At 41.7% G+C, this 13,695-nt stretch carries 10 protein-coding genes; 6 read left to right on the forward strand and 4 right to left on the reverse strand.

From position 1 onward, the window contains the following. Window positions 1-164 precede the first annotated feature (164 nt). The 6 genes from F0Q01_RS01430 (at window position 165) to F0Q01_RS01455 (ending at window position 8,421) form a co-directional block, all read left to right on the forward strand. Window positions 165-752: an NUDIX hydrolase gene (locus tag F0Q01_RS01430; protein WP_090485461.1), complete on the forward strand. Its 588-nt coding sequence runs from the start codon at window positions 165-167 to the stop codon at window positions 750-752. Continuing rightward, the gene (locus tag F0Q01_RS01435; RefSeq protein WP_090485464.1) at window positions 752-1,693 is read left to right on the forward strand and encodes a DUF1848 domain-containing protein; all 942 of its coding nucleotides are present in this window, start codon (window positions 752-754) and stop codon (window positions 1,691-1,693) included. The genes F0Q01_RS01430 and F0Q01_RS01435 overlap by 1 nt, the downstream gene beginning before the upstream one ends. A gap of 143 nt (window positions 1,694-1,836) precedes the next feature. Further along, window positions 1,837-4,419, forward strand: coding sequence for an ATP-dependent chaperone ClpB (gene clpB, locus F0Q01_RS01440; protein ID WP_090152096.1), 2,583 nt, complete (start codon window positions 1,837-1,839; stop codon window positions 4,417-4,419). Window positions 4,420-4,632: 213 nt separating this feature from the next. Continuing rightward, window positions 4,633-5,958, forward strand: coding sequence for a replication-associated recombination protein A (locus tag F0Q01_RS01445; RefSeq protein ID WP_090152093.1), 1,326 nt, complete (start codon window positions 4,633-4,635; stop codon window positions 5,956-5,958). A 23-nt stretch (window positions 5,959-5,981) separates the two neighbouring features. Further along, window positions 5,982-7,271, forward strand: a complete 1,290-nt coding sequence (locus tag F0Q01_RS01450; RefSeq protein ID WP_090485467.1) for an aminotransferase class I/II-fold pyridoxal phosphate-dependent enzyme — start codon at window positions 5,982-5,984, stop codon at window positions 7,269-7,271. 280 nt (window positions 7,272-7,551) lie between these two features. Beyond that, window positions 7,552-8,421 (forward strand): hypothetical protein, encoded by an 870-nt coding sequence (locus F0Q01_RS01455; protein ID WP_090485469.1) that lies wholly within the window; start codon window positions 7,552-7,554, stop codon window positions 8,419-8,421. Window positions 8,422-8,528: 107 nt separating this feature from the next. On the opposite strand, the gene F0Q01_RS01460 is transcribed toward F0Q01_RS01455, so the two are convergent. The 4 genes from F0Q01_RS01460 to moeB are packed head-to-tail and all read right to left on the reverse strand — an operon-like array spanning window position 8,529 to window position 13,686. Continuing rightward, the gene (locus F0Q01_RS01460) at window positions 8,529-9,488 is read right to left on the reverse strand and encodes a serine O-acetyltransferase (protein WP_090485473.1); all 960 of its coding nucleotides are present in this window, start codon (window positions 9,486-9,488) and stop codon (window positions 8,529-8,531) included. Window positions 9,489-9,502: 14 nt separating this feature from the next. After that, the gene (locus F0Q01_RS01465; RefSeq protein WP_090485476.1) at window positions 9,503-11,224 is read right to left on the reverse strand and encodes a cysteine desulfurase; all 1,722 of its coding nucleotides are present in this window, start codon (window positions 11,222-11,224) and stop codon (window positions 9,503-9,505) included. Further along, entirely contained in the window at window positions 11,211-12,170 is a 960-nt protein-coding gene (locus tag F0Q01_RS01470; RefSeq protein WP_090152082.1) for a family 2A encapsulin nanocompartment shell protein, read from the reverse strand. Before F0Q01_RS01470 ends, F0Q01_RS01465 begins: the two co-directional genes overlap by 14 nt. 58 nt (window positions 12,171-12,228) lie before the next feature. After that, window positions 12,229-13,686, reverse strand: coding sequence for a molybdopterin-synthase adenylyltransferase MoeB (gene moeB / locus F0Q01_RS01475; RefSeq protein ID WP_090485479.1), 1,458 nt, complete (start codon window positions 13,684-13,686; stop codon window positions 12,229-12,231). Window positions 13,687-13,695: the final 9 nt, after the last annotated feature.

The following is a 13,695-nucleotide window of genomic DNA, read 5'->3' on the forward strand; positions in this document are numbered from 1 at the left end:
CGTTACTGTAGGGATTATATAATAATATCCCCTGTTATTGCAAAATAGGCTTTAAAAAACTATTGGAAAATGTCAAAATATTTTTTGAGAAACATTTTTTCTTCTTATATAAAGGAACTTTTGTTAGGGAGAATAAGAGAATAAAACCATACGAGGATAATGAGATGATAGAAGATAAGAACTTAGAATGGAAAGAAGTAAAATGCCAGCACATTGTTCAGGATGAGTACATAGATTTCAGAAGAAGCGATTACTTGCTTCCTGATGGTACAGTTTTCGGCCCATATTATAGTTATAGCCGCAGGGATTATGTGGTTATTGTGGCTATTGATGAGGATGGAAAGTACATCTGTGTTAAGCAGTTCCGCCATGGAATCAAGAGAGTGACAGTTGAGTTTTGCGCTGGCGGCCTTGAGCGTGAGGACGGCAAGGAATACGGAGACCGTGGAGATGCAGGAAAGGCTGAGTCGGCACTTGATGCAGCTAAAAGAGAGCTTATGGAGGAGACAGGATATGAGTCAGATGACTGGAAATTCTTATTGTCAATTCCATCCAATCCTACCATAGCAGACAACTATGCCAATATTTTCTTGGCAAAAAATTGTCACAAGGTAAGTGGCCAGAATCTGGATGACACAGAGTTTTTAAACGTTGACCTATATACAAAAGAAGAGATTGATGCACTGATTGAGGCGGGAGATTTCCCACAGGTATCTCATGTGATGGCCCTTCTTTTGGCGGAGAAGAATTAATGATAATAAATACAGGACAGAGGACTGATATTCCTGCATTTTATCCTGAGTGGTTTGCCAACAGATTAAGGGAGGGATTTGTCATGGTGAGAAATCCATACAACCCTCTGCAGGTGAGTCGATATAGGTTGGATAGAGAAGTGGTGGATGCCATTGGATTTTGCAGCAAGAATCCGGGGCCATTTTTTAAATACATGGATTTGCTGGATGGCTATGGGCAGTTTTGGTATGTGACTATAACTGGCTATGGCAAGGACATAGAGCCTGGGGTGCCGGACAAGGAGAAGGTCATGGAGGATTTTAAGTGGCTTTCTAAAAGAGTCGGGATTAATTCTGTGGGATGGCGCTACGACCCAATTTTTGTGGATGAAAAATACACTGTAGACTATCATTTGCAAAGATTTCAGGAGATGGCCGCCAATCTAGAGGGGTACACCAATCGAGTGGTTATCAGCTTCATAGATATATATGAAAAGGTAAAACGCAATTTCCCAGAGGCCAAGGGTGTTACTGCCGAAGAAAAGGTGTACCTGGGACAGAAAATGGTGGAGATAGCAGCAGCCCATGACATGGTGGTAAAGCCATGTGCAGAAGGTGATTTTCTGGCAAAATACGGAGCTGACTGTGGAGGCTGCATGACTATAGCTGACTATGAAAAAGCAATTGGCAAAAGCCTTGTAGTTCCAAAATCCAAGAACAAGCCAGCCAGAGAAAATTGCTCCTGCTACATCACTGCAGACATAGGAGCCTACGACACCTGTGCCCATTTCTGTAAATACTGCTACGCAAACAATGATATAAATCAAGTCAGAATCAACAGAGGACTCCACGATGTGAATTCTCCTCTTCTAATAGGAAACTTAGGACCAGATGACATCCTGACCGAGGCTGAGCAGCGCAGCTGGGTGGATAATCAGATGAATATTTTTCAGTTTATATAAGGTCTAGCTTGCCGGAATTATTAAATAATTATAAATTATTAGCACTCTCTCTTGATGAGTGCTAATTTTTATGTTAAAACATAATTAGAAAATTTGTGATAGTAATTTACAGGAAGAACACCAAGGGTTTAGGAGGTGAGAATATGAACATTCAGAAATTTACGCAGAAATCAATTGAGGCAATCAATGCCTGTGAAAAGATAGCAATGGATTATGGGAATCAGGAGCTGGAGCAGGAGCATCTTTTGATGGCGCTGTTGCGTCAGGAGAATGGATTGATTCCTTCATTGATTAGCAAGATGAATATAGATGTGGGCCAGTTTGAGAGTGCTGTGGATGCAGCTCTTCAGGCTAGAGTGAAGGTTCAAGGAGGCGACTTGAGAGTCGGCCAGCACCTTAATTACACACTTACTTATGCTGAGGACGAGGCAAAGGCAATGCGAGATAGCTACGTTTCTGTAGAGCATCTCATGCTTGCCATGATTAAAAAGCCTAGTACTCCAGTGAAAAATATTTTCAAGCAGTTTGGAATCAATAGAGATACATTTCTTGCTGTACTTGCGACAGTTAGAGGAAATCAAACCGTAAATACGGATAATCCAGAGGCTACATATGACACTCTTGAAAAATACGGCTATGATTTGGTGGAGCGAGCTAGAGAGAACAAGCTTGATCCAGTAATTGGTCGTGATGAAGAGATTAGAAATGTAATCAGAATCTTAAGCCGTAAGACTAAGAACAATCCAGTACTTATCGGTGAGCCTGGTGTTGGCAAGACTGCAGTAGTAGAGGGATTGGCTCAGCGAATCGTCAGAGGAGATGTGCCAGATGGCCTTAAAAATAAAAAGGTATTCTCACTTGAAATCGGCTCTATGATTGCCGGTGCAAAATATCAGGGTGAGTTCGAGGAAAGATTAAAGGCAGTCCTTGATGAAATCAAGAATTCTGACGGAGAGATTATTCTTTTCATAGATGAGCTTCACACAATTATTGGTGCAGGTAAAAATGGAAGCGGCGGATTGGATGCAGGCAATATGTTAAAGCCAATGCTTGCACGTGGTGAGCTTCATTGTATCGGTGCCACAACACTTGATGAGTACAGAGAGTACATTGAAAAGGATGCAGCTCTTGAGAGACGTTTCCAGCCTGTAATGGTTGATGAGCCAACTGTAGAGGATACTATTTCTATTCTCCGTGGCCTTAAGGAAAGATACGAGGTTTTCCACGGCGTAAAAATTACAGATGGCGCACTTGTAAGTGCAGCAACACTTTCTAATAGATATATATCAGATAGATTCCTTCCTGATAAGGCAATTGACCTTGTGGATGAGGCCTGTGCTCTTATTAAGACAGAGCTTGACTCTATGCCAGCTGAGCTTGATGAGATGAATCGTCGAGTTATGCAGCTTGAGATTGAGGAGGCAGCTCTTAAGAAGGAAAAGGACAAGCTTTCTCAGGATAGACTGGCAGATATTCAAAAGGAGCTTTCAGAGCTTAGAGACGAGTACAATACAAAGAAGGCTGCTTGGGACAATGAGAAAAAGCTGGTTGAGGATGTGGCAAAGGCCAAGGAAGAGCTTGATGATGTTCAGGGTCAGATAAAGATTGCTCAGCAAAAATACGACTTGGAGGAGGCTGCCAAGCTTCAGTACGGCAGACTTCCAGAACTACAGGCACAGCTTGCAGAAGCTGAGGAGAAGCTTAAGAGCAGAAATGAAAGCCTTGTTCATGAAAATGTTTCTGAAGAGGAAATTGCTCGAATCATTTCTCGATGGACAGGTATTCCTGTTGCTAAATTAAATGAGACAGAGCGAAGCAAGACACTTCATCTGGATGAGGAGCTTCACAAGAGAGTAATGGGTCAGGACGATGCAGTAAAGCTTGTTTCAGAGGCGATTATTCGTTCAAAGGCTGGTATCAAAGACCCTAGCAAGCCAATCGGTTCATTCTTATTCTTAGGACCTACAGGTGTTGGTAAGACAGAGCTTGCAAAGACACTTGCTCAGGCACTTTTCGATGATGAGAACGCAATGGTGCGACTTGATATGTCTGAGTACATGGAGAAGTTCAGCGTGAGCCGACTTATCGGAGCGCCTCCAGGATATGTAGGATACGATGAGGGCGGTCAGCTTACAGAGGCAGTTAGACGTAAGCCATATTCGGTAGTACTTTTTGATGAGGTTGAGAAGGCCCATCCTGATGTATTTAACGTACTGCTTCAGGTTCTTGATGATGGTCGTATCACTGATTCTCAGGGTAGAACAGTGGATTTCAAGAATACAATCATTATCCTTACAAGTAACATTGGTTCCCAGTATCTTCTTGAGGGAATCGATGGTGTGACAGGTGAGATTACAAAGGAAACAAATGACCTTGTAATGAATGACTTAAGAAATTCATTTAGACCAGAGTTTTTAAATCGTCTTGATGAGATTATTATGTTCAAGCCACTTACAAAGGACAACATTGGCGGAATCGTAGATCTTATTATAGAAGAGCTTAATGGCAGACTTGCTGACAGACAGCTTCGCATTCACCTTACAGATGCTGCAAAGCAGTTTGTTATAGACCAGGGCTATGACCCAGTTTATGGCGCTAGACCACTTCGCAGATACATCCAGAAAAATGTGGAGACAATGGCGGCTAAAATCATTCTCGCAGGAGATATTAGCGAGGGTACTGTTATTACAATCGATTCAGACGGAAGTCAACTTTTGGCTAAATAAAGGGCTTTAGAGCAGATTGTACATAATAAAAAACTTTCTCAGACGGACAAATGTCCGCTGTAGGCAAAATAATTGTTGTTTTTAGAATATAATTAGTGTATAGTATCAAAGGTAAATGCTTTAGTTAGTTAAAGTACAAGCCTTTGATACTTTTTTTTACGTTATGATATAATTAAATTGCGAAAAAATGAGTATTCAAAAGGAAGGATATAAATGGATTTATTCGATTACATGAGGCAGGAAGCTAAGAAAAAGGAGTCACCTCTTGCAGCGCGTCTTCGACCTACCACTTTGGATGAGGTAGTTGGGCAGCAGCACATCATTGGCAAGGACAAGCTCCTCTACAGAGCCATCAAGGCTGACAAGCTTTCTTCTATTATATTTTATGGTCCACCAGGGACCGGCAAGACCACTCTTGCCCAGGTAATTGCCCATACTACTTCAGCGGAGTTTACATCCATCAACGCAACCACTTCTGGTAAGAAGGACATGGAGGCAGTTGTTGAGGGAGCTAAGCAGACACTTGGTGCCTATGGTAAAAAGACAATCCTATTTATAGACGAGATTCATAGATTCAATAAGGGACAGCAGGATTATCTACTTCCATTTGTGGAGGATGGCACCATTATTTTAATAGGAGCCACCACTGAGAATCCTTACTTCGAGGTCAACGGAGCGCTTCTTTCCCGTTCTATTATCTTTGAGCTGAAGCCACTTGATACAGAGGATATCAAGACACTTATCAATAGGGCTTTGACAGATGAGGAAAAGGGACTTGGCAGCTATGGAGCAGTTATCGATGATGACGCCCTAGAGTTTTTAGCTGATATAGCTAATGGTGATGCCAGAGCGGCACTTACAGCTATTGAGCTGGGTGTGTTGACCACAGACAGGGACGAATCCGACGGCAAGATCCATATTACTATCGATGTTGCCAGCGAATGTATCCAGCGCCGTGTTATTAAATACGACAAGGATGGCGATAATCATTATGACACCATCTCTGCTTTTATTAAGAGTATGAGAGGTTCTGACCCAGATGCGGCAGTTTACTATCTGGCTAGGATGCTATATGCAGGCGAGGATCCTAAATTCATCGCAAGACGTATTTGCATCTGCGCATCAGAGGATGTGGGCAATGCTGATCCACAGGCTTTAGTAGTTGCTACTTCAGCATTTTTAGCTGTTGAGCGAATTGGAATGCCTGAATCTAGAATTATTTTATCTCATGCAGCTACCTATGTAGCATGTGCGCCAAAATCTAATTCAGCCTACGGAGCTATCGATTTGGCCATGCAGGAGGTACGAAATAATACCACGCGACAGATTCCAACACACCTGCAGGATGCCCACTACAAATCAGCAAGTAAGTTGGGCCATGGCATAGGTTATGAATATGCCCACGATTTCCCAAATCATTTTTCTCATCAGAGATACCTTCCTGATGGGCTGGAGATAGGAGATTTCTATCGACCAGGAGAGTTGGGATATGAAAAAGTTATCAATGAGTATCTTAATAAGATACGCTCAGATAAATAAGCAATAAGGAAGGAAACCCCAAAATGAAAAAGTACAGTGAAATGTCACTAGAGGAACTAAATTCAGAGAAGGAGCAGCTCACTGCCCAGTATAAAAAATGGCAGTCAAAAGGCCTCAAGCTTGATATGAGCCGCGGTAAGCCATCAGTTGAGCAGCTTGATCTTTCTATGCCACTTTTCGATATTCTCGATGGTAAGTCACTTATGAAGTGCATGAACGGAGTAGAGACTAGAAACTACGGCCAGTTGGAGGGTATTGTTGAGGCTCAGCATCTTTTCGCAGAGATTATGGATTGCCAGCCAGAGCAGGTTATCGTAGGCGGCAACTCTTCACTTAACATGATGTTTGATGCAGTATCACGTGGTTACATGTTTGGTTTCGATGGTTGTACACCATGGTGCAAGCTTGACCGTGTGAAGTGGCTTTGCCCAGTTCCTGGTTACGACAGACATTTTGCTATTACACAGCATTTTGGTTTTGAAATGATTAACATCCCTATGAATGAGGATGGTCCAGATATGGATGTTGTAGAGGGACTTGTTGCAGCAGATGATACAATCAAGGGTATGTGGTGTGTGCCTAAGTACTCTAATCCACAGGGTATTGTATATTCTGATGAGGTTGTTCGCAGAATTGCTAACCTCAAGCCAGCAGCTAAGGACTTCAGAGTATTCTGGGATAATGCATATGCGGTACATCATTTATACAAAGAGAAGAGCAAGATCTTAAACATTCTTCACGAGTGTGAGGAAGCAGACAATCCAAATCTTGTATTTGAGTTTGCTTCTACATCAAAGATTACATTTGCAGGTGGCGGTATTGCTGCAATCGCATGTAACCACAAGAACCGTGAGGAGATTAAGAAGACACTTACAGTTCAGACAATCGGCTTCGACAAGATTAACATGCTCCGTCATGCTAGATATTTTTCAGATGTTGAGTCTGTTTCAAAGCACATGGAAAAGCATGCTAAAATCTTACGTCCTAAGTTTGAGCTTGTTATCAAGACACTTGAGAGAGACCTTGCAGAGGCAGGATGTGGTTCTTGGATTTCACCAAAGGGTGGTTACTTCATCACATTTGATGCTCCAAAGGGCACAGCTACTCGTATCGTAGATTTGGCAGCAGAGGCAGGTGTTAAGCTTACACCAGCAGGCGCTCCATTCCCATATCACATGGACCCTAACGATTCAGTTATCCGTTTTGCTCCATCTCTTCCACCAATCGAAGAGCTTGAGCAGGCTGCTGAGGTATTTACAGTATGTGCACGTATTGCATATCTTGAAAAGCTTATTCACGCAAAAGCAGAGTAGGATGATAATCTGCTAGCAGGACAATTAATTAAAATATTATTAAAAATGCACCTTAGGGGTGAGCATATTATAAAGAGCTATGACAGTTGTCGTGGCTCTTTATTTGTTTGTTTTAAGGCAATATTGTTAAAAATATTTATGTAAAATTATTTTAATAAATTATTAATAAAGTCTTAACTATATTGCAAAAAGATGTGTAGTATGGGACAATATCCACGTCGCGACAAAAGTGTGTATAATATGTTTCTTATGGCAACAATAAGAAAGAGAGGATTTTTACATGAATAGAAGAAAAGTTATTGCATTATCACTTACAATGGCATTTTCTGCGGGAGTATTACTTGCATCTCACACAACAGTAGAGGCCAGAGGTCATAGACATTGCCATCATCGTCATAATACAACTGTTGAGCAAAATGTTGATGAGCAGTCAGACGCAACTTCAGATGAGGCAACTGCTTCAATTATGGATAAATGCAAGGGATATACAGCATTCGAGGAAGTATCTAATGTGGATGACCAGCAATTCTTATTGCTAGTTGAGACTAAGACCGGTGGTATTAACTTATACCAGGAAAAAGATATAATCGAGACAGAAAAGATTGATGCTCAGGAATCAGCTGATGGTGACGCATATTATGATACTAGAATCAAAAATCCTGAAGATATGGAATTAATTTATTCTTCTGATGGAAATGAAGATATCAGTGCAGTCCACATGGGCGGTGAGTTTGGTGCCTTCCAGTGTGTAGGTGATAGATTAAAGGATGCAAGATATGAGGGTCTTTCTTATGATGAGACTATTAAGCAGGGACCTGAGCTCGACCAGAACAAGCAGTATGTTAACTTCTTATATACTGATTTCATCAATGGTGCATTGAAAGGAAACATTGAAAGCACAACTTCTGCAACAGAAGTATTCTATGAAACTGGTGATATGTTCCAGGGAGGTGGATATGACTACTATGCAGAGTACGGTGAAAATGATGGTACTGATGCTGAGTATACACTTGTTTATGATATTGTTATCAACGATGATAAGACTATCAATTTTACAATTGGAGCATATAACGAGGATAACGATTTTGCAGCTGATGTAACATATCATTTAATTGCAGAGGATGGAGGAGCTTATTCTGTCCTTAACTAATCAAAAATAAACATATCTAAAAAAAGTACGAGCTACGTCCTAGGACGTAGCTCTTTTGTTGAAGTTTATTTTGGACCACTAACCCCGTCCCCTAGGGCCATTTTGGGTTAGATTATGTAGTACCATTCATCGCTTTGAACAACTTCTTCTGTTTTTAGCTCATTGTTGTTGGTACGGTATTCCATTTCCAGGTTCTTCATGCTGACAACAGTGTTTGCCCCAATTGATCTAGTGATAAATGTGTTGCCGCCGATTACGGTGTTTTCACCGATAACAGTATCTCCACCTAGAATAGAAGCACCTGCGTAGATTGTTACGTTGTCGCAGATAGTAGGGTGTCTTTTTTTGCCCGAAAGCTTTTGGCCGCCTCTTGTGGAGAGGGCGCCGATTGTGACTCCCTGATATACCTTCACATTTTTACCAATCACAGCAGTTTCTCCAATTACAATTCCTGTTCCATGGTCAATGAAAAAGAACTTGTCGATGGTAGCTCCTGGATGAATATCGATACCTGTCTGAGAATGGGCATATTCAGTCATCAAACGAGGAAGAACGGGAACCTGAAGCTTGTATAGCTCATGGGCTATTCTGTACACCGTAGTGGCAAATAGACCAGGATAAGCAAGGATGATTTCTTCAAAACATCCTGCAGCAGGGTCTCCGTCGAAAGCGGCTAGCACATCAGTCTCGATAAACTCTCTGACCTTTGGAATCTGGGAGAAGAATTCTTTACAGATTCTGTAGCTTTCCTCAGCACGGCTTTCCTCTGTCAATGTACCTCGTCTTTTACAGAAATCAAGAGCAAGTGTAACCTGCTTATTCAGGTGATAAAAAATATCTTCAATTGTAATTGCAAAGCTATTATTTGGATTATATATCTTGTAAGTACGGTCTCTGAAGTATCCTGGATATATAATCCTAAGCAAATTCTCAACTAAAATCGTAACTTCAGCCTTATCAGGCTTGTTGAAGATATTAACTGCGTCGATAGTTTTATCTCCATCAAAATCTGAAATGACAGTATCAACGATGTTCTCGATTTCAGCTTCTACTATAATCCCGTTCATATTAACCTCACTTGTTATGCAAATGTTTTCAGTGCTTTAACTAGTGCATCAATATCGTCTGGCGAATTGTAAATCGCAAGAGTAGGTCTGACTACACTTTCATATCCAAAGTGTCTCAAAACTGGCTGAGCACAGTGGTGGCCTGTTCTAACTGCAATGCCATAAGCATCAAGACGTTTACCAACTTCTTCATCTGAGTATCCATCAAGCTTAAAGGCTAGAGCAGATGCCTTGTTTAAAGCTGTGCCAACTAGTGTGATTCCCTTTACTGACTTCATTTCTTTGAGGGCATACTGAAGCAATTCATGCTCCCATCTAAACACGCATGGCATGCCGATTTCTGAAAGATATGTAAGTGCTGCACCTAAGCCAACAGCATCTGCGATACTTCCTGTTCCTGCCTCAAATTTATTAGGAATAGCATTGTATATAGTACGTTCAAAAGTAACGTCAGCAATCATATTGCCGCCGCCGTGATATGGTCTTGCACTTTCAAGGAGTTCTTTTTTACCATATACAACGCCAATACCTGTTGGAGCAAAAATCTTGTGGCCTGAGAATACAAAGAAATCTGTATCTAGGGCTGTTACATTAACAGGAATATGAGCTATAGACTGTGCACCATCAACGAGAATTCTAACTCCGTGACGGTGAGCGATAGCTACAAGTTCCTCAACAGGAGTAACAGTTCCAAGTACGTTAGAAACGTGGGTAACTGCTACGAATTTTGTTCTCTTAGTAAAGAGCTTTTCATATTCATGCAAAATAAGCTGGCCTGTCTCATCACAAGGAATTACCTTGATTACAGCACCTGTTTCCTGGGCGATAAGTTGCCATGGAACGATATTTGCGTGATGCTCTAAGATAGATACGATAATTTCATCACCTGGCTCCAAAGTAGGCTTAACATAGGCGTTTGCAACTAAGTTGATAGCCTCTGTTGTACCTCTTACAAATACAATCTCTTCTGAGCTTGATGCGCCAATAAAGTCGCGGACAATATTTCTTGCATTTTCATAAGCGTCAGTAGAGCGTGCAGCCAAGGTATGGGCACCTCTATGAACATTTGAATTTTCATGCTCATAGTAGTAAGACAAACGGTCGATTACGGCCTTTGGTCTCTGGGTTGTGGCACCATTATCAAGCCAAACTAGTGGATTTCCATTTATCTTTTCTGAAAGAATAGGGAAATCGCTTCTAATCTGCGCAAGTGTTTTTGAGCCAATTCTAATAGACTCATCTCTAGATGAATAAGGCAACTCAATATTGCTTTGATTTGTGACTCTGTCACCACCAAGAGATGTAGGTGCATCGATTTTTCTTTCATTTTCCAGAGCCTGTGTTTTAGATAAAACTACAGGTGAATATGAGACTGATGCAGGATTCTCATTTGGCAAATCTTTTTCATCAGGTAAAAATTCAGAGTATGGATTTTCAGCTACCTGAACAGAGTTTAACCAAGGTTCAGAAGATGCTCCACCGTAAGCAAAAGGATGCTCCCAGTCAAATTCGGAAGAAGCGTAGTTTACATTATCACCTTGAGGGATGCTACTTACCACCTCACTGCCTCCGGCAGCATTTGTTACGGCATCTGGAGTATCAAGTGTAGTTGGAGCAGAAGGGACAGCTGTAGTAGATGCAGCTGTGTCTCCAACTAAGTCTGGAAAAAGCTCATTTGCTAAAAGAGTCAGCTCCTTAGCGCTGGGAATTCCAGCCAAATTCTCAATCGTAGTCATAGTACTCACCTACCTCTACATCCTCTAAAACAGCAATAGCATCATCAGCTAAAATTGCAGCAGAGCAGTATAGAGAGAGAAGATAAGAAGCAACTCCTTTATCATCAATACCTCTAAATCTTACAGAAAGACCTCTTGAGTGCTCGTTCTTTAAACCAGCCTGGAAAAGACCGATTACACCGCGCTTTGCCTCACCAGTTCTGATAAGTAAGATATTTGTCTTTCCACCTTCAGACTGTGGATTCTTTAATCCGTCTACAAGTAACTTGTCTGTAGGAATGATTGGGATTCCTCTCCAAGCTAAGAAAGTGCCTCCTGCAATGTTAACAGTAACAGGTGGAACGCCTCTCTTTGTACATTCTCTCTCGAATGCAGCGATTGCACGAGGGTGAGCCAAGAAGAATGAAGGCTCTTTCCAAACCTTTGAAATAAGCTCATCTAAATCGTCTGGAGTAGGTGCGCCGTTTCTTGTCTGGATTCTCTGTGAATCAGCGATATTCTTAAGAAGACCATAGTCATCATTGTTGATGAGCTGGCTTTCCTGTCTCTCGCGTAATGATTCAATTGCAAGACCAAGCTGTTCCTGAACCTGATCATAAGGAGCGCTGTAAACATCCTCAATTGCAGTGTTGACATTGATGATTGTAGAAATAGAGTTGAGTCTGTATTCTCTTGGCTCAGTCTCATACTCTACATAACCATCAGGGATGATGTCGGACTTTTTAGTCTGGCTGCAAAGTACATCGAGAGGTGTCTCCCCCTCTACAACCTTGTTTACTCTAAAAATTCCTGTCTCAAGTCCCTTGAACTCAAGAAGCTTTGTGAGCCACTTTGGTGTGAGAGCACCGTACTGTGGCTTTGTCTTTGTGACATTGGCAAGGTTATATGCGGCTTTTGCGCCAAGTGCATTAATGCCTTCCTTTGTCTCAACATTTTCCTTTGACATTTTGTTATCCTCCTTTGAATGTTTTGCATATATAAAGTCTTATGACTATATGCCTTTTTTACAGCCAAGCTCCCTCATGTGAGAACATAATATCCTTAAGGGAATCAATACCTCCTTTTAGGTTGTACATTGGTCCATCATAGCCTGCCTCACGAAGAGTGTTGATGGCTAGGATACTGCGCTTGCCCTCCTTGCATAGGAAGACAGTTGGGATTTCCGGATTAAGTTCCCCCTTTCTACGAGCAAGCTGACCAATTGGAATTACTACCGCATTAGGGAAGCGGAGAATTGCTCGCTCGTGAGGTTCTCTAACATCTACGATGGTAAGAGCCTCGTCGTTTTCTATCTTGCTTGCGAATTCTTCAGCTGTGAATCCTTCAACTGGGATTTCTTCCTCAGCTTCTTTCAATCCGCAGAAATCGTCATAATCAAAATTTTCCACCTTGATAATGGATGGATTATCGCCGCAAATTGGGCACTTATGGCTTTTGGTTACGGTGAGCAGGTTAGAGCGAAGGTAGAGGCTATCTACTGTAAGCAGCTTGCCTGAAAGATTCTCACCGATACCTATAATTAGCTTTAGAGCCTCGTTGGCCTGAATGCTTCCCACAATTCCAGGAAGTGGGCTGATAGCGCCACCTTCTGAGCATGTAGGAACAAGTCCTGCTGGTGGTGGAGCTGGAAATACACAGCGATAGCATGGCCCACCATTTAAATTAAATATGCCCACCTGGCCCTCGTACTGATAAATGGCTCCGAATACAAGTGGGATTCCAATGAGAGCGCAAGCGTCATTTATCAAATATCTAGCCTTGTAGTTGTCAGTACAATCGATTACAAGATCGTAACCGTCGATTATTTCTACTATATTGTCCGCATCTAATTTCACATTTTCAGGCTCAAAGACAATGTTTTTATTAATGTTTTTAACCTTGTCTCTAGCAGATGCTACCTTTGGTCGTTTTAAATCGCGAGAAGAGTGGAGCACCTGATTCTGCAAATTATCAAGGGCAACCACATCGAAATCTACTACCTTTATAGTGCCAACCCCTGCAGCAGCTAAGTACTGGATGACTGGTGAACCAAGGGCTCCTGCGCCGATAACTACCACCTTTGCTGCCTTTATTCTCTTTTGGCCCTTAACACCGATGTCTCTAAGCATCAAGTGCTTCCCGAAGCGTTCAACTTCTGAATCGTCAAAGGAAACTGCCTTTGCTCGCTCGTCAGATATAATGCTGTTTTTAGGGCTGCCGCCAGCAATAGCAGGAAGCAGATAAACATCTCGACCTGGTATTAATGCATCACTCCAAGTAGACTCATCTGATTTATTTATGTCCCCTACATATATTTGGATAAAGCTCCGAAGATGCTTGTCCTCATCGAATAGTATTTCCTTAGAATCTGGGTATTCATCTGTAAGCCAGTCAAGTATTCCTCGGATATTCTCAGCGGGGATATCGAATTTATGATTTTTTCCAAAGAATCCTCGCAATGTTGCTGATATATATACGCTCATTTCTCCACT

This window comes from Pseudobutyrivibrio xylanivorans (assembly GCF_010906925.1).
Classification (GTDB): Bacteria; Bacillota; Clostridia; order Lachnospirales; family Lachnospiraceae; genus Pseudobutyrivibrio.

Bases quoted from the DNA above. Each gene is read 5' to 3' on its own strand.
- moeB (WP_090485479.1), bottom strand. From the start codon at position 13,686: ATGAGCGTATATATATCAGCAACATTGCGAGGATTCTTTGGAAAAAAT.
- clpB (WP_090152096.1), top strand. From the start codon at position 1,837: ATGAACATTCAGAAATTTACGCAGAAATCAATTGAGGCAATCAATGCC.
- F0Q01_RS01430 (WP_090485461.1), top strand. From the start codon at position 165: ATGATAGAAGATAAGAACTTAGAATGGAAAGAAGTAAAATGCCAGCAC.
- F0Q01_RS01435 (WP_090485464.1), top strand. From the start codon at position 752: ATGATAATAAATACAGGACAGAGGACTGATATTCCTGCATTTTATCCT.
- F0Q01_RS01460 (WP_090485473.1), bottom strand. From the start codon at position 9,488: ATGAACGGGATTATAGTAGAAGCTGAAATCGAGAACATCGTTGATACT.
- F0Q01_RS01445 (WP_090152093.1), top strand. From the start codon at position 4,633: ATGGATTTATTCGATTACATGAGGCAGGAAGCTAAGAAAAAGGAGTCA.
- F0Q01_RS01450 (WP_090485467.1), top strand. From the start codon at position 5,982: ATGAAAAAGTACAGTGAAATGTCACTAGAGGAACTAAATTCAGAGAAG.
- F0Q01_RS01465 (WP_090485476.1), bottom strand. From the start codon at position 11,224: ATGACTACGATTGAGAATTTGGCTGGAATTCCCAGCGCTAAGGAGCTG.
- F0Q01_RS01455 (WP_090485469.1), top strand. From the start codon at position 7,552: ATGAATAGAAGAAAAGTTATTGCATTATCACTTACAATGGCATTTTCT.
- F0Q01_RS01470 (WP_090152082.1), bottom strand. From the start codon at position 12,170: ATGTCAAAGGAAAATGTTGAGACAAAGGAAGGCATTAATGCACTTGGC.